This window comes from Pedobacter sp. TM02 (assembly GCF_059705275.1).
The window spans coordinates 627,958-644,902 of record NZ_AP046530.1 but is presented as its reverse complement, the minus strand read 5'-3'; the positions used below and the strand labels follow the sequence as shown (position 1 = coordinate 644,902).

The following is a 16,945-nucleotide window of genomic DNA, read 5'->3' as shown; positions in this document are numbered from 1 at the left end:
TACCATCCTGATATGAATTCTAGAAGATCCTTTATTAAACAAACCGGCCTGTTCGTAGCAGGCGCTGCCTTATTGCCTTCCTTGCCCGCCTTGGCTTTTGCCAAGCCGAAAAAAGTGGCTGGACTACAACTTTACTCACTCAGAGACTTATTGCCCAAAGATGTTAAAGGCGTTATCAAGGCCGTGGCCGAAGCAGGCTATGGCGAGGTGGAAACCTATGGCTACTCGAAAAGAGACAAATTTTGGGGCCTCGATCCCAAAGCCTTTGGCGATTTACTGAAACAGTATGGCCTGAGGGCACCAAGTGGCCATTATGATATGGATGGCTTTATCGGCACCGGAAACAGCGACGCACTGAAAAGCTATATCGAAGCCGCCAACATATTGGGGTCTGAATACATCACTATTCCTTACCTGGGCGACCACCTGCGAAAAGATTTGGACGGATTTAAAAAAGTAGCCGCCCGATTAAACGAGGCCGGTGCTTTGTGCAAAGCTGCTGGATTAAAACTAGCCTACCATAACCACGATTTCGAATTCAAGAAATTTGGCGAAACCACCGGCTATGAAGTGATGTTAAATGAAACCGACAAAAAATTGGTCGATTTTGAAATGGATCTGTATTGGGTAGTGAGATCGGGCAACGATCCGCTGAAGCTATTTGCCGCCCACCCAAAACGCTTTACCATGTGGCATGTTAAAGACATGGATAAAACCAATCATGGCCTCAATACGGAGGTAGGCAAAGGCGCCATCGATTTTAAGGCTATTTTTACCCAGGCTAAACAATCGGGTGCCAAACATTTCTTTGTAGAGCATGAAACCAATTATCAGCCTAACGAACTGGCTTCCATAAAAACCAGTTGCGAATACCTAAAAGCCAATCTGTTGTAGAAGCATTCGCTTAACCATATAAAAGCCCGGCCTACTTAATTATTTTAAGCATAAGCCGGGCTTTTGATTTGGGCAAAACCTAAGCCTGTTCTGCGTTGTGCTGAGCCTCTGCAACCAGATCTTTAATAGCCGATCTGCGTTTTTTCGGCGATGGTTCTCCAACCAAATGCGGGACCGCCGTTTCTGCTGCCAGTTCCTCATGTTCTTCGCCAACAATGCGACGTTTAAGGTTATCATAACCGTCGCGCATACCGTTACCCAGATTTTTGGCTCCATCAGCAATACGCTTACGCGATTCTTCGCCACTGGCTGGGGCAAACAAGATACCAAGCACTGCACCTGCAGCCAAACCTGCAATTAAGGCAACCGCCACTTGGGCATTATAATTTGATTTTTCGGCAAAAAGCCTTGAAATTAATTTTTCGTATTTCATAACAACTGTTTTAAAAAACAACAACAGATCAGCGCTATTGTTTAAAATAACGTCAATTTAACCAACTCATGATGGTTTTGGCATCAAAGCTTTACGTTAATTGAGCTTGGCAGCCAATACGCAGGCCTGTCTAAAGTGCTCACGCTTGCCGTTTAGTGCAAAGGTATCAAATTGTACCACATAAATACCCACCTTGCTGCGTTGCCCATTGTCGTCCGTGCCATCCCAGGCAAAGCTTCCCGAAGTGGCAATACTGGTGTTTCTTTGCAATTTTCGAACCAAAATGCCTTTGTCTGAATAAATATTGACGCTAGCCAATTGCCCATTGTTCACAAAGCGATAATCAATTTGCAACTGGTCTTCAAAACCATCCCCATCAGGCGAGAATGTTTTGCTGCCTAGGGTTACACGGTTAGCAAGCAGTTGGCTGTCTTCCTCCTGCGAATTGCGATAAGTTGGTGTTGCAAAACCCACACTAGCCGCTGCCGATTTGAAATTGCCTGGCTCATCGGTTGGTCTGGCAAACGAAACCCGCTCCAGCGAAACACCATCGGCATTACGCAATAAGGCCAGATGCATGTCTTCACGGTATACCAGCCGGTCAATCGGCTTTAACGAACTTAACAATACCACCGTACCCTTATCATTATTAAACGCAGGCAAACTTGTCATTTTCACTAACTGTGCAGGAAAACTGACCTGGTATTGCGCTTGAACAGCATCCGGATTAGTCGTTAACACCCAATACGTTTTGGCAGGCATCAGTAAGGAGACAGGGCTTACATTTTTAATACTTGCTGGATTGCCATTTGCATCGGCATTAGCCAACTGCAGATTTTTTAAATCCAGCAGCTGGTTACTCGCATTATAGATCTCGATAAAATCGACGCCGTCTTTTTTGGGATTGACCAAAATCTCGCTGATCAGGATATCGCCCTTTTGAAATTCGTATGGCTGTACAAAAATAAAATTGGCTCGATTATCCTTTGCAATTGTATTTCCTTTTAGGTCTTTTACGCCGCTTACCGTCAAGGTGTAGTTGCCTGTTGGCAAAGCCGAAGCATATACCAGTTGGTAAACATTGGGTAAAGCCGTAGCCTTAACCAAAGCCGGACTACCCAGCTTAGTAATAATGTAATTACTGGCAGTTAAAGCCGTACCGGCTATTAAACGCTCCGAAAAAACGGCTTCAATGGTTTTATCGTCCAAGGCTTTGGCACTGAGCAAAGTTGGCGGGCTTACGTCGGGCACCAGTTCGTCTACCTTAAAATCATCAAAAATAAAACCCTCAGACCGGGTAGCGGTGTATCGGCATGAAACCCCAAACCAATCGCCATACAAGAAGGCCTTATCGATAGCCTTGCCTTCCAAATTATAGTTTGTGCCTCCGGTAATATCGGCATATACCTCCCATTCGCCTTCGTCGGTACGGGTTACTTTTACCCTGGCTAAAAGCTTGTTCACTTCGGCCCGCGATTTGGCCGGTCCATCGATGATTTTCGTTACCGTTGTACCCGCCTGCCGATACAGATCGTAACTATCAGTACTGCCATTTTCACCAATTTGGATAAAATAGCCATTTAATGGGCCATTTAAGTCCTGCTGGTCGGCCACCAAATAAATCCTGGCCTGATTGGCTGCAGAAGGATCAAAATTCAGCTGCACAAAAAATTCCCACCTGGCATTTGCAGCCAGCCTATTGGGGACAGCCAGCATAACCGTTTGTGCAGCAGCACTTAGCGACGTCTGCAACTGATTGGAACTATTTACCCTAAAGGCACTGGCCTGGCCAGTCCAAGCTGGGTTTGAAGTGAAGTTTCCGTCGGAGAAATCGTCGAAAACTTGGCCGAATGCAAGTTTAGCACTCAGCATCATAAAAAAGAGCAAAGTTTTTCTCATATTTGGTAGATATTAGAAATCAATTAAATATAATTAAAAAAAAGATGAAATCCTTATGGTTTTATCGGCTCCAACAAGGAACGATTACCAAATCATAATTGCTTCGTCGCCATTAAAAACAAATTAAAAAAATGAAAGTTGCAGTAGTAGGTGCCACAGGATTAGTGGGCACTGTAATGTTAAAAGTATTGGAGGAAAGAAACTTCCCGTTAACCGAGTTAATTCCAGTTGCCTCAGAAAAGAGCGTTGGCAAGTTAATTACGTTTAAGGGTAAGCAGTATCCAATCGTTAGCATGGATACTGCAATTGGCATGCGCCCGGATATCGCCTTGTTTTCGGCTGGCGGAAGCACTTCGCTAGAGCACGCGCCGCGTTTTAAGGAAGCCGGCACTACGGTAATCGACAACTCGTCGGCCTGGCGCATGGATCCGGCCATCAGACTGGTAGTTCCGGAAGTAAATGCCAACGTACTTTCTATCGACGATAAAATCATTGCCAACCCGAACTGTTCTACCATTCAAATGGTAGTAGCCCTAAAGCCCTTGCACGACAAGTACAAAATCAAAAGAGTGGTGGTATCAACCTATCAATCGGTTACAGGTACGGGCGTAAAGGCGGTTGACCAGATGATGAACGAGAGAAAAGGCATCCACGATGGCCCAATGGCCTATGCCTACCCAATCGACTTGAACGTTATTCCGCAAATCGACGTATTTACCGAAAACGGCTATACCAAAGAGGAAATGAAGATGATTAACGAAACCCGTAAAATTATGGGCGACGATAGCATCCGCTTAACCGCTACAACCGTGCGTATTCCGGTAATGGGTGGCCACTCTGAATCGGTAAACATCGAGTTCGAAAACGAATTTGACCTAGCCGACGTGGTAGCTTTGCTAGAAAAAACCGAAGGTATTGTAGTAGTTGACGATATTGCCAACCTCAAATACCCAATGCCTAAAGATGCCCATGAAAAAGATGAGGTATTTGTAGGCCGCATCCGCAGGGATGAATCAATGCCAAACACTTTAAACATGTGGATTGTTGCCGACAACCTGCGCAAAGGCGCCGCTACCAATGCGGTACAAATTGCCGAGTATCTGGTCAAAAAAGAATTGATCTAAATTTTTTAGTTTCAAATAAAAAAGTGATGCTTAAGCATCACTTTTTTTGTAGGGCACCAAATCCTAATCTAAAAATTACATATAATCAAGTGATTATAATCTAAATTTTATATATAATTTTTAGATTACAATCGAAATTTTATATATTTATGTGATGGTTAGCAGAATTTTAGAGCCTATTATAGAATCCAAGTTTTTCAAAGGAAAGGCCATTATCCTGACTGGAGCAAGACAGGTAGGCAAAACCACCTTGTTGAAACGTTTGGCCAAGAACACAGGCTTGCCATTTACGTTTTTAAACTGCGACGAAGCAAGCGTCCGCAACAACTTGCAGGACATCAGTACCGAGCGTCTTAAATCTATTATCGGAAAAAACAAAATCATACTGATTGATGAAGCGCAAAGGGTACGAAATATTGGACTGACGTTAAAGCTTATTGTCGACAATTTCAGCGATATACAGCTCCTGGTTACTGGTTCATCGACATTAGATCTGGCCTCGGGAATACAAGAACCCCTAACGGGGCGTAAGTTCGAATACCATTTGTTTCCTTTTTCCGTTGAAGAACTAGCCAACCATACCAATCTCATCACCGAAGAACAGGCTTTAGAAAAAAGATTGATTTACGGCAGCTATCCAGATGCCATCAATTACCCCGGAGAAGAAAAAGAACTACTCTTTAATTTGACCAATAGCTATCTTTTTAAAGACATTCTTTCATTGGCCGATATCAGGAAACCCCTGCAACTTGAAAAATTGATACAAGCCTTGGCATTGCAAATTGGCAACGAAATTTCCTATCACGAACTGGGGCAGCTTATTGAAGCCGACAAACAAACCGTGGAGAGGTATATCGATTTGCTCGAAAAATGTTTTGTGGTGTTTAGACTAAACGCCTACAGCGGCAACCTGAGAAATGAAATAAAAAAAAGCAAAAAAATCTATTTCTACGACTTGGGTATTCGAAATGCCATTATACAGAATTTTAGTCCGCTTGGTTTAAGATTAGACAGCGGCCAGCTTTTCGAAAACTATGTCATCGCCGAATACATCAAAGCCACCAACAACCATAGGAAATTTGCCAAATATTATTTCTGGAGGAGTTTTCAGCAACAGGAAATAGACCTGATCGAAGCAATAGACGGAGAAACAAATGCCATCGAAATCAAATGGAACGACAACAAAAAAGTTAAATTCCCAACAACTTTTACAGCGAACTATCAGGTTAACCAAACCATTGTTATCAACAGAAAAAACTATACTTACTTTTTAATTTAATGCCATGAAAACATACAAGGCCGCTTTATTATTCTTACTCTTCTCGTTAAACGGTTTCGCCCAAAATACTGTGGCCAAACTGGAGCAGGCTTACAGCAATTTGATGAATGACGACCAAGCCAAATATGCCATCGCTTCGCTTTGTGTGCTGGATGCCCAAACGGGCAAGGTAATTTTTGCCAAGAATGAGAACATAGGACTGGCTACGGCCTCTACGCTGAAAACCATTACCTCGGCAACGGCCTTTAGCGTTTTGGGCAAAGACTTCAGGTACCAGACTACATTGGCCTACACGGGCAAAATTACTGCCGACGGCACTTTGCAGGGCGATTTGGTGATTATAGGCAGCGGCGATCCTACCTTGGGCTCTTGGCGTTATGCACAAAGTAAGGAAAACGTGGTTTTAAACCAATGGGTTGGGGCCATACGAAATGCGGGCATCAAAAAAATAGAAGGCTCGGTAATTGGCGACGATAGCCTGTTCGGTACCCAATCGATGCCCGAAGGCTGGATTTGGCAAGACATGGGCAACTATTATGGGGCGGGTACTTCGGCGCTGGCTTGGCGTGAAAACCAGTTCGTTGTGCATTTAAAGCCTGGCACAGCCCCTGGAAATGATGTAAAGGTACTCGAAACCGTACCCGCAATGCCTTACCTCAACATTGTAAACGAATTAAAAACAGGCGTAAATGGCTCTGGCGACAATGCTTATTCCTTTTTGCCTCCCTACAGCTACACGGCTTATTTAAGAGGCACCTGGGGAATGGCCATTAGCAAGGCCGGTATTTCCTTAGCCCTGCCCGACCCAGCTTTTGAGGCCGCCTATCGTTTGCAGGACACTTTGTTAAGGCTCAACATCCAAAGCACCAAAGAAGCCACTACAGCACGTAGATTGGCCTTGGAAAACAAAAGCGTAGCCCCTATTGCCCAAAAACTTGCTACATTAAGCTCGCCCGACCTGAGCGAAATCGTATACTGGTTCAACAAAAAGAGCATCAATCTTTATGGTGAGCAGCTGCTCAAAACCATGGCCTGGAAGCTGGGAAAAACGCCAAGCACCAAAAACGGCGCAGCTTCGGTTATTAATTTCTGGGCCGCCAAGGGCATCGACAAAAATGCCCTGAATATTTTAGATGGCAGCGGACTTTCGCCGGGCACCCGGGTTACCACCGCCGCCATGGCCAGCATCTTGTTTCAGGCACAAAAAGAGGATTGGTTTCCAGCCTATTACAATTCATTGCCCGAATACAACGGCATGAAGATCAAAAGCGGCACCATTAACGATGTATCGGCCTATGCGGGCTATTACACCGATAAAAACGGTAACAAGTATATTGCAGTCATTAACATTAACAATTACAACGGTTCGGGCATTAGCAAAAAGCTGTTCAAGGTACTCGATGCGCTAAAATAGCCCTGGCAAACAACAGGCTCGCACTAACATTCCATTGAATCTAGCGGCCAACGAACTAATGGCCCCTTTATTTGTTACCTTGAAAACCCATTACCCAAACAACGTCTCCATATGCAGTTCGAACTCCGACCATTTCAACTGAGCGACTTGCGCAGCTTGGTTAAACATGCCAACAATTACAACATTGCCAAAAACCTGAGCAACAAATTTCCTTTTCCTTATACCCAAGATGATGGCATTGCCTTTATCAATCTGGCTTTATCGGCCACTCCCCAAGAGATATTCGCCATTGTGGTAAACGGAGAAGCTGCAGGCTCTATCGGCGTACACCCGCAACAGGATTTCTATTGCAAAAATGCTGAAATGGGCTACTGGATTGCCGAAGCATATTGGGGCCAGGGCATTGTACCAGAGGCGGTAAAACTGATGCTAAACTATGGTTTCAGGACCTTTGAGGTGACCCGTATCTTTGCACGGACCTTTGATACCAACATCAAATCGCAACGCGTACTGGAAAAAGCAGGCTTTAAGCTAGAAGCAGAGCTGGCAGGTACGTTTTATAAAAACGGAACGGTTTACGACGAGCTGATTTATGCCGTGCGGAAGCCTGCGGTTTTGTAAATCAATTGTTATTTTTAGGTTTACTAACTTGCAAAGATGCACAAAAACTTATCGCTCATTTTCAAGGCTGGCCTTTTGGTGGGCACATTGGATATTTTGGCCGCCTTCATTAACTTCTATCTTAAAACCGGGAAAAATGTAATCCTTGTACTCCAGTACATTGCCAGCGCGGTATTTGGCCAGGAAGCCATGAACGGTGGCATTTTTACCGCATTGGCCGGTCTTTTGTTTCATTACCTCATTGCTTTGGCATTTACGGTGTTATTTGCGCTACTTTACCCCAAATTATGGCAATGGTTTAAAAACATCTGGCTGATTGCCATTTTGTATGGTCTTTTGATTTGGTTGCTGATGAACCTGATTATCGTGCCAAGCACAAGGGCACCACAAATTCCCTTCTCCTGGTCGGCCGGATTGGTCAATTGTTTGATTTTAGTACTTTGCATCGGCTTGCCCTTGGCCTATCTTTTTCGCAAAAACGATCCTGCTAATTCCCCTAAAAATTAATAAATTGCGGTTTCATTCTATCCAATTTAATCAGTTCAATGAAACGAAGCTTATCTTTTATTCTGTTCCTGCTCTTTAACCTTCATGTTTTTGCACAATCTGCCGAAGGTAGCGGTCCAACGCTAGCCAGTACCGACATGGAGACATCTGGCGAAACCGAAAGCATGGCCAATAGCGAAATTGCCATCATTCCAGAACCGGTAAGCATTATTAAACAAGCCGGGCATTTTGTTTTGCCCGCAAATATTGTCATCCAGGCCCATAAATCGCCAGAGCTGAAACAAACTATCGCCTTTTTACAGGAACGTTTGTCAACGCCAACCGGCTATTATGTAAGCACCATCAGCACCCCATCGGCTACCGCCACCATTAAACTGATCATTAACGAAACCAACGATGCCGCCATAGGCATGGAGGGCTACCGCTTAAACGTAGGGCCAAAACAGGTAACCATCAGGGCCAATAAGCCTGCAGGCCTGTTTTATGGCGTGCAAACTTTATTGCAGCTGCTGCCCAAGGAAATTGAGAGCAAAGAAGAAGTAAAAGGCATAAAATGGACGATGCCTTGTGCCGAAATTACCGATTACCCGCGCTTGGGCTGGAGGGGATTGATGTTTGATGTTGCCCGCCATTTCTTTACCAAGCAAGAGGTAAAACAATACATTGATGCCATGGTGCGCTACAAATACAACATTTTGCACCTGCACCTTACCGACGATGAAGGCTGGAGAATCGAAATCAAAGGTTTACCAAAATTGACCGAAGTAGGTGCCTGGAACGTAAAACGCGTAGGCAGCTTTGGCGATTTTATTCCGCCAACACCCGATGAACCCCGTAACTATGGTGGTTTTTATACTCAAGACGATATTAGAGAACTGGTAGCTTATGCCAAAGATCGCTTTGTGAATATCCTGCCCGAGATTGATGTGCCTGGACATAGCTTGGCCGCCATTGCTTCTTACCCAGACCTTTCGTGCACGCCAGACGCCGTTAACTACAAAGTACGCAGCGGCGAGAAAATCATGGATTGGAGCCGCGGTGCCCCGCCTATTGCTTTGGTTGACAATACCCTTTGTCCGGCCAACGAAAAGGTTTATGTTTTCTTAGATACCGTAATTTCGCAGATTGCGCAGCTTTTTCCTTTCGAATATATCCATATGGGTGGCGATGAAGCTTCTCATAATTTTTGGGAAAAGAACGACCAGGTTAAAGAGCTGATGAAACGGGAAGGCCTGAAAACCATTCCTGAAGTACAGGGCTATTTTGAACGCAGGGTAGAGAAAATCGTACAATCGAAAGGCAAAAAATTCATGGCCTGGGATGAAGTTTTAGAAGGTGGTGTATCGCAAAGCGCAGCGGTAATGAGCTGGCGAAGCATGAAATACGGAACTGAAGCAGCCAAAGCAGGCCATGAAGTGGTGATGAGCCCTACACAATATGCCTATATCGATTACATGCAGGCCGATGCCATTACCGAGCCTCGTGTGTATGCTTCGTTGCGTTTGAGCAAATCGTATGAGTTTGATCCGGTACCTGATGGCGTAAATCCGGCCTTTATCAAAGGCGGACAAGCCAATTTGTGGACCGAGCAGGTGTACAACATCCGTCAGGCCGAATACATGACCTGGCCACGGGGATTTGCCATTGCCGAGTCGGTATGGTCGCCAAAAGAGAAAAAGAACTGGGCCAATTTCTTTGCCCGCACCGAACAACACTTTAAACGTTTGGATGTGGCCGAAACCAAATACGCACCAAGCGTTTACGACCCGATATTTGCCGTAAGGAGAACTGCCGACCGCAATTTGCTGATTACTTTGAGTACAGAGGTGGATGGCCTGGACATGTATTACAGTTTCGACAACTCGTTTCCAGACCGTTTCTATCCAAAATATAATGGACCTTTGGTGCCACCAATTGATGCCAAGGTATTGAAAGTAATTACCTACAGAGGCAAAACGCCGGTTGGCCGGATGATGAACATGCCGATAGAAGAGCTCGAAAAAAGAGCAGGCAAACGATAATAAAAAGCCACAGACCCAATCAGTCTGTGGCTTTTTCATGCAACTGCTAATCCTTTATTTTTCAACAATTTAAATCAAGCACCGTTTGGTTTTGTTTAACTCAATATTTTTCGTAACTTGATGTAAGCTTTAAAAGGAGGTTTATTATGAACGTTATCCAAAAAGTTGAGCACTGGGGCGATTCGCATCGCGCCAAATGGCTAGATGTAGTCCGCATTGTATTAGGTCTCATCATCTTTAGCAAAGGCATAGCGCTAATCAGCGACACAGGCCATCAGCAGGAACTTTTATTTAAGAACAGCGTATTCGGATTTTCCGAAATGATGTCGAGCATTGCCATACACCTCGTTGCCTTTGCGCACTTGGTGGGCGGAATTTTGATTACCATTGGGTTGGTTACGCGTTTTGCCGTCGTTATCCAGATTCCAATCCTGGTTTGCGCGGTATTGTTCGTCAACATTTCAAACGGCTTTTCAGCCCTTAATTCAGAACTTTGGCTATCGCTTATCGTACTTTGCCTATTGGTGCTGTTTTGGGTAGTTGGCTCCGGCCCTTTTTCGGTCGACCACCAGATCAAGTACAAACGGGTTTAGTCCTTAATTCCTCATCCACAAAAATCTATGCCTGGCATGGATGGTTATTGTTTTGTCCATGGTTGTTTATCTGCTATATTTTACGTTGGCCATAGCGCAGGTTAACGATAAACTTGCTAACTTTCCGTTTTAAGAAACAATCATGAAGAAATTCCTACTCTTTGCCTTGCTGTTCAAAATTTCGACCAGCATCGCACAAACCCAAACCGACGATTACTTCAAACTGACCCGTGCCGGCTTTAACGAAAAAAACGCCTATGCCACCACCGCATTTGTAGAGCAATATTTTCGCGTACCTGGCAATACGGGTTTCAATGCCAGTATCCATTATGTAGAAGGCATCTTGAAAAAAGCAGGCTTTACAGAGCAGAAAGCCGACGAATTTGAAGCACCCCTGACCTATCGCATAGAAAAACGCCCCATGAAACGCAATACTTGGGAGCCGGTTGATGCCAGCGTAACCCTGATTGGCGAGACCCAGCCCCTCATTGCTTTCAAAACCAACCGCAACATGATACCGATCAACTGCCCTTCGACCCCCGCTACAGGTATTACGGCCGAAGTTGTTTTTGTCGGCAAGGGCACCGCGCAGGATTTGGAAGGCAAAGACTTGAAAGGCAAGATCGTATTTGCCGATGCCTCAGCCGGCCGATTGCTAAGTGTTGCTTCAAAAGCTGGTGCCATTGGCGTAATGGGTTATTCGATGCCTAAATATACGCAGCCCGAAAAACACCAAACCTCTATTCAATTTGGCAGCATGCCTGCCAACTCCAGCGTTTGGTCGTTGTTGCTGTCGTATGGCGTAAAAGAAAAACTGAAAGCCGCCTGCCTTAAGGGAAAAGTAGAGCTGAAAGTAAATATCCAAACCAAGATTTACCAAGCCGAAGAACTGACTTTGGTAGCCAATGTAAAGGGCAGCGTAAATCCTAACGAACGCTTTGTGTACAGCGCGCATGTGCAAGAACCGGGTGCAAACGACAATGCCAGCGGCGTAGGCACCTTGGCCGAAATGGCTCGTCTAACGGCTTCTTTGGTTAAATCGGGCAAATTTAAGCCGCAACGCACGCTTACCTTTTTATGGGGCGATGAAATTGTATCGACAGGCAGGTACATTACCGACGATGCGGCACGTGCCAAGGGCATTATGTGGGGCATGAGCTTAGACATGGTGGGCGAAGACACCCAAAAAACCGGTGGCTCTTTCCTGATCGAAAAAATGCCTGACCCATCGGCCATCTGGACCCGCGGCAATGATAAACATACCGAATGGGGTGCTGGCGATGTGAAAGAAAAAGACCTCTTCCCACATTATTACAACGATTTTATCTTCGACATTTGCAAAGCGCAGGGCAAATTTGCCAACTGGACGGTTAATTACAATCCTTTTGAAGGGGGCAGCGACCATACACCGTTCCTGCAAAACAAAATTCCAGGCTTGTTGATGTGGCACTTTACCGATGTATTTTACCATACCGATAACGACAGGATCGACAAAGTTTCGGCCACTACCATGAAAAATGTAGGTGTGAGCGCCCTTACAGCTGGCTTTACTTTAGTTACAGCCAATGAAAATACAGCTATGAAAACTGTAGCCCAAGTAAAATCGGATGCCTTGGTGCGTCTTAAAACCGAGTTTGAGTTGAGCAAAAAAGCCATTGCCGAAGGCAAAGTCACTGCTGATGAGCAGCACATTCTGCAAGTTTGGGGCAAATGGTACACCGATGCCCTTGCCACCATTGGCAACATGGCCGTTAAGCCACAAACCACCAAAGTAGGTTCGGCTATTAAAGTAGCCACGCTGGAAGTAGAAAAACAAACACAGGCCTATATCAGCGAGCTTAAATAAGTTGCTTAGCATAAGGAAAGGGAGTTGAACAAGCTCTCTTTTTCTTTACATGGCACTGAAACTGCCTTGCGCTGATTTTGTTATATTCGTGAAAAACCGATAGTCTATGAATTTTCACACGCGCAAATGGGTAAAGCCCGAAGACCTCAATCCGAATGGTTCGCTGTTTGGTGGGAGCCTGCTAAGATGGATTGATGAAGAAGCCGCTATTTATGCCATCGTCCAACTGGAGAACCCCAAAGTGGTTACCAAATACATGTCTGAAATCAATTTTGTAAGTTCGGCCAAACAGGGTGACATCATTGAATTGGGCATTACGGCTACTGCTTTTGGCACCACCTCTATTACCATGTGCTGCGAAGTTCGGAACAAAATTACCCGAAAGAGCATCCTGACCATCGACAAGATCGTTTTCGTTAACATTAACGATTACGGCGATCCAACGCCACATGGCAAAACAAAAATCAAATATATAGACGAACAGTTCGAAGACCTGGGCAGCTAATTGGTCGACCCTTGGGCACGGGCGCAGCCAAACAATTAGCAGTTTCTCAACGAAGTTTTAAATATCCTGCAAACGAATGGCTTCCTCCAGTTTTTCTGCATCCAAATCGAAAGCATTGACGATTACTTTGGCTTGGTTATAAAAAGCATTTCTTTCGTCCAGTTTCTTGATAATAAACTCGAGCAGCTGCTCATCATCCATGCCTTTAAGCAAGGGTCTTTTCTCGCGGTTATGCAAGCGCGAAACCAACTGTGGTGGGGTCATTTGCAGGTAAACCGTAATGCCATGCGCATTCATCCAATCCATATTGTCGAAAAAACAAGGCAAGCCACCACCGGTAGCCACGATACAGGTTTCGGGATAAGCGTAGGTTTTTAGTGTTTGGCTTTCGAGTTCGCGAAAAGCGGCTTCGCCATGCGACGCAAAATAATCAGCAATGCTTTGTCCCTCACGCGCTACCATAACGGCATCTAAATCGATTACCGGGCAATCGAGCCGATGTGCCAATTGCTTGGCTTTGGTACTTTTGCCGCAGCCCATAAAGCCCACCAAAAAAACTATCATAATTGGTTTGTTCTTTTTAATATTACAAAATCGGTTACTGGTGGTATTTTTCCAGCTTTTTTGAGCATCGTTGCAATTTGCGCCCGATGGTAGGTAGAATGGTTCACCACATGAAACAGGATATCCTGCAGGCTGTTTTCAAATTTTCCATGGGAATTTGCATAGTGGATCAGTTCATCGAATTGCCGTGTAGACAAAATCTTAGCAAACAGTTTGGCGTTTTCGGCGCTTAGCGCTTCAAAAACGACTTTGGGTTGTTCTTCCCATACCCCTTTTTCGGGTTGCTCTCCCAAAATCCGTTTGGCCCAAATATGTTGCGCCGTGAGCACATGGCTAAACAGCTTATCGGCTTCGGGCAAATCTGCCTCATGCAACGCGGCCATAACGATGACATCAGCTTTAGTGGTATAGTTTAAAAGTTCTGCAAGCATATCAGGCAAGTTTAACCCTTGGGTCTATCCAGGCATACAACAAATCGACCAAAATATTAACCACCACAAATACAAAGGCGATAAACAGGATGGAGCCCATCACGACCGGAAAATCAGACATTTCTAAAGCGGTAACCGTGGTGCGACCCAAGCCGTTATAGCCAAAAATATATTCTACAAAGAAAGAACCGGCCAACAAAGAGGCAAACCAGCCCGAAACTGCGGTAATTACCGGATTTAAGGCATTTTTTAAGGCGTGCTTATAAATGATGGCATAGCGGCCCAAACCTTTGGCCTTGGCCGTTCTGATGTAGTCTTGCGCCAGCACGTCGAGCATGGCGCTGCGGGTAAGCTGTACAATAATGGCCAATGGGCGCAAACCGAGGGTAATCATGGGCAACCAGAGGTTTCGCCAAGTAATTACCTGGCCTTTAAAAGGATCGTAGCTGTACAGGCTGCCGCTCATGTTCAAACCCGTATAATCGGCCAGTACAAAGCCAAACAGCCAGGCAATGATGATACCGGCAAAGAAAGAGGGTGCCGAAATGCCCAAAATGGCAAAAGAATTAGCCAATTTATCAATCCATGTACCTTGATGTACCGCCGAAACTACCCCTAACAACACCCCAATTAATGTGGCGAATATCATGGCGGTTAAAGCCAACACAAAAGTATTGGGTACGGTTTCCGAAAGAATGGTAGTTACGTCTCTCTTGGTTTGATAGGACCGGCGAAGGTAAGGCACTTTGAGCACGACAACATCTGTACCGGTTGTAAAAAGTTTCTGGTAATGGTATTTCTCCTGATTTTCGGCCGTATTGGAATGGATGCTAACCGGCATTAAATCGTTCAAATACAGGAGAAACTGAACGGGCTTGGAGCGATCCAAACCAAACTCTTTGCGCACGGCTTCCAGCGACTGCACATCTGAACGCTGCCCCATGGTCATACGAGCGGGATCTCCCGGCAGGATATTGAACAGCACAAACACCACCGAAATAACGCCGGCCATGACGGCCAAACCATATAAAAATTTTCTGATGGCGTAACGTCCCATGGCTATTTACTGAGATATTGGGCCGACAATTTTTCGAATGAAGGCACAGTATGGTAATGCCATTTGTTGACAATGGTGCCATTTTTCAAGAGCATGACCCCTGGGTTTGCTCTTACCATGCTTTTCAGGGGCACGGCATCGGCATAAAATACTTCCATAAAAAGCTTCATCCGCTTGCTAAAGGCTTGTGCCTCCTGCGCCGAATTGGACGTGAGCAAAACCGTACGCACATTGAATTGTTCGGTGGCATTGAGTGCCAGGGCATTGATTTCGGCAATGGCTTTTTCGTCGGTATGCTTCAAATCATAAGCTACGACCACCAAATTGTAATAGGGATTTTCGATCAGTTCCTTGGTATAGTCGGTTCCCGAAGCATCGGTAATTACCAAATCCTTTATTTTGACGTCGTAGCCTTTTTTAATCAGTTTCTTCTCGGGCGTGCCCACCACTTCCCAATTGTCGTCTTTCCACACCTCCTGCTTCATGTAGTCTTTATCGCTCATGGTTTTGGCTTCGCCGGTTGCCTTGTTTTTAAGCTGGTACATGATCAGGAACTCGTCTTGTGGCGCACCTGGAGGAATCTTCATCGACTCTGGAATATTAGAGCCCACTTTATAAGGCAAAAAGTCGATGATGGGCAGGTAATTATAAGTGAACATGCCGAATGCAACCGAAGCCACCAAAACCGCCGTAGACAAGCCACTTTGCCAACCCGAATGCTGGGTGAGCGGTTGTATTTTTTCACGCTTGATGAAAAGATAAACGATTAAAATCAATAAGATAAGGTCTTTGCCGAATGACTGCCAAGGCGTAAGCGGAATGGCATCGCCAAAGCAACCACAAGAAGTAACCACCTTAAAGGCTGCCGACACAAAGGTAAGAAAGGTAAAAAAGATAATCAGTCCCAATAAGCCTTTGGTGACCTGGTTTCGCCAAAAGCCAAAGAGCAGCAAAGCGCCAAGGTAAACTTCAAGCACACATAAGATGATGGCGATACCTGTTGCCCAGTTGCTCAGAAAAGTAATATGGAAAACCTCAAAATATTCCTGAAGCTTATAGCCAAAACCCAGTGGGTCGTTCAGTTTGATCAGACCTGAGAAAATGAACAAAACCCCTACAAACCATCTCGAAAAGTTTAAAGCTATTTTTTGCATAATCAGTAATTTTAACCGTTTTCGCTGGCCTGGGGCACAACGAATTCATTCATTTATTTAACGCCTAATTTGATCAGGGCAAATACGGCATAGTTCAGCATGTCTTGGTAGTTGGCATTGATGCCTTCCGAAGCTACAGTTTGTCCCAAATTATCTTCAATTTGTTTCACCCTAAAAATTTTCATTAAGATCAGATCTGTTAAAGAACTGATGCGCATATCCCTCCAGGCCTCGCCGTAATCGTGGTTTTTGGCAAACATGAGTTCTTTGGTACCATTAACGCGTTCGTCGAAAAGTTTTTCCACCGCTTCTACCCCCAGTTCGAGGGGATCTTGCTCGGTAAGATCGAGCTGCATCATGGCAATTACGCAATAGTTTACAATGCCGATATACTCCGAAGTCACATCCTCGCCCACCTTCGAAACCTTCTTTTCTTCAAGCGTACGGATGCGTTGCGCCTTGATAAAAATCTGGTCGGTTATAGAGGCCGGCCTCAAAATACGCCAGGCCGTACCATAATCTTTTGTCTTCTTTAAAAAAAGCGATTTGCATACCGCTATTACCTCTTCGTACTCTTTTGCTGTGTTATGGGCCAAAACAATA

At 45.0% G+C, this 16,945-nt stretch carries 17 protein-coding genes; 10 read left to right on the top strand and 7 right to left on the bottom strand.

The features are described 5' to 3' along the window. The first annotated feature begins 12 nt into the window (after positions 1-12). On the top strand, positions 13-894 hold the full coding sequence (locus tag AC6H1S_RS02875; RefSeq protein ID WP_497565048.1) for a sugar phosphate isomerase/epimerase family protein: 882 nt from the start codon (positions 13-15) through the stop codon (positions 892-894). Positions 895-973: 79 nt separating this feature from the next. Here the strand turns inward: AC6H1S_RS02875 and AC6H1S_RS02870 are convergent, their stop codons facing one another. Then, positions 974-1,327, bottom strand: a complete 354-nt coding sequence (locus AC6H1S_RS02870) for a YtxH domain-containing protein (RefSeq protein ID WP_497565047.1) — start codon at positions 1,325-1,327, stop codon at positions 974-976. Between the two features lie 96 nt (positions 1,328-1,423). Continuing rightward, positions 1,424-3,226, bottom strand: a complete 1,803-nt coding sequence (locus tag AC6H1S_RS02865) for a lamin tail domain-containing protein (RefSeq protein WP_497565046.1) — start codon at positions 3,224-3,226, stop codon at positions 1,424-1,426. 131 nt (positions 3,227-3,357) lie between these two features. On the opposite strand from AC6H1S_RS02865, the gene AC6H1S_RS02860 reads away from it, so the two are divergent. The 9 genes from AC6H1S_RS02860 to AC6H1S_RS02820 all read left to right on the top strand — a co-directional run bounded on the left by AC6H1S_RS02860 (position 3,358) and on the right by AC6H1S_RS02820 (position 13,136). Beyond that, positions 3,358-4,350 (top strand): aspartate-semialdehyde dehydrogenase, encoded by a 993-nt coding sequence (locus AC6H1S_RS02860; RefSeq protein WP_199136838.1) that lies wholly within the window; start codon positions 3,358-3,360, stop codon positions 4,348-4,350. 154 nt (positions 4,351-4,504) lie between these two features. Continuing rightward, the gene (locus tag AC6H1S_RS02855) at positions 4,505-5,629 is read left to right on the top strand and encodes an ATP-binding protein (RefSeq protein WP_497565045.1); all 1,125 of its coding nucleotides are present in this window, start codon (positions 4,505-4,507) and stop codon (positions 5,627-5,629) included. Between the two features lie 4 nt (positions 5,630-5,633). Beyond that, positions 5,634-7,043, top strand: a complete 1,410-nt coding sequence (dacB, locus tag AC6H1S_RS02850; protein WP_497565044.1) for a D-alanyl-D-alanine carboxypeptidase/D-alanyl-D-alanine endopeptidase — start codon at positions 5,634-5,636, stop codon at positions 7,041-7,043. Positions 7,044-7,154: 111 nt separating this feature from the next. Beyond that, the gene (locus AC6H1S_RS02845; protein WP_199136825.1) at positions 7,155-7,664 is read left to right on the top strand and encodes a GNAT family N-acetyltransferase; all 510 of its coding nucleotides are present in this window, start codon (positions 7,155-7,157) and stop codon (positions 7,662-7,664) included. Positions 7,665-7,700: 36 nt separating this feature from the next. Beyond that, a complete protein-coding gene (locus AC6H1S_RS02840) occupies positions 7,701-8,171 on the top strand; it encodes a hypothetical protein (RefSeq protein ID WP_497565043.1) in 471 nt (156 codons plus the stop codon). A 38-nt stretch (positions 8,172-8,209) separates the two neighbouring features. Beyond that, the gene (locus AC6H1S_RS02835; RefSeq protein ID WP_497565042.1) at positions 8,210-10,192 is read left to right on the top strand and encodes a beta-N-acetylhexosaminidase; all 1,983 of its coding nucleotides are present in this window, start codon (positions 8,210-8,212) and stop codon (positions 10,190-10,192) included. Positions 10,193-10,338: 146 nt separating this feature from the next. Then, positions 10,339-10,785 carry a DoxX family protein gene (locus tag AC6H1S_RS02830; RefSeq protein ID WP_199136821.1) on the top strand — a complete coding sequence of 149 codons (447 nt, stop codon included), beginning with the start codon at positions 10,339-10,341 and terminating at the stop codon, positions 10,783-10,785. A gap of 142 nt (positions 10,786-10,927) precedes the next feature. After that, on the top strand, positions 10,928-12,631 hold the full coding sequence (locus AC6H1S_RS02825; protein WP_497565041.1) for a M28 family peptidase: 1,704 nt from the start codon (positions 10,928-10,930) through the stop codon (positions 12,629-12,631). A gap of 106 nt (positions 12,632-12,737) precedes the next feature. Continuing rightward, a complete protein-coding gene (locus tag AC6H1S_RS02820) occupies positions 12,738-13,136 on the top strand; it encodes an acyl-CoA thioesterase (protein ID WP_199136817.1) in 399 nt (132 codons plus the stop codon). A 57-nt stretch (positions 13,137-13,193) separates the two neighbouring features. On the opposite strand, the gene AC6H1S_RS02815 is transcribed toward AC6H1S_RS02820, so the two are convergent. From AC6H1S_RS02815 to AC6H1S_RS02795, 5 genes are read right to left on the bottom strand one after another with little or no spacing between them, the layout of a single operon-like run. Beyond that, entirely contained in the window at positions 13,194-13,700 is a 507-nt protein-coding gene (locus tag AC6H1S_RS02815) for a shikimate kinase (protein WP_497565040.1), read from the bottom strand. Then, positions 13,697-14,131: a DinB family protein gene (locus AC6H1S_RS02810; protein ID WP_497565039.1), complete on the bottom strand. Its 435-nt coding sequence runs from the start codon at positions 14,129-14,131 to the stop codon at positions 13,697-13,699. Before AC6H1S_RS02810 ends, AC6H1S_RS02815 begins: the two co-directional genes overlap by 4 nt. A 1-nt stretch (position 14,132) precedes the next feature. Further along, entirely contained in the window at positions 14,133-15,188 is a 1,056-nt protein-coding gene (locus AC6H1S_RS02805; RefSeq protein WP_497565038.1) for an ABC transporter permease, read from the bottom strand. A gap of 2 nt (positions 15,189-15,190) precedes the next feature. Then, positions 15,191-16,342, bottom strand: coding sequence for a BT_3928 family protein (locus AC6H1S_RS02800; RefSeq protein WP_497565037.1), 1,152 nt, complete (start codon positions 16,340-16,342; stop codon positions 15,191-15,193). Between the two features lie 53 nt (positions 16,343-16,395). Continuing rightward, a complete protein-coding gene (locus AC6H1S_RS02795; protein WP_199136807.1) occupies positions 16,396-16,938 on the bottom strand; it encodes a DUF1599 domain-containing protein in 543 nt (180 codons plus the stop codon). Positions 16,939-16,945: the final 7 nt, after the last annotated feature.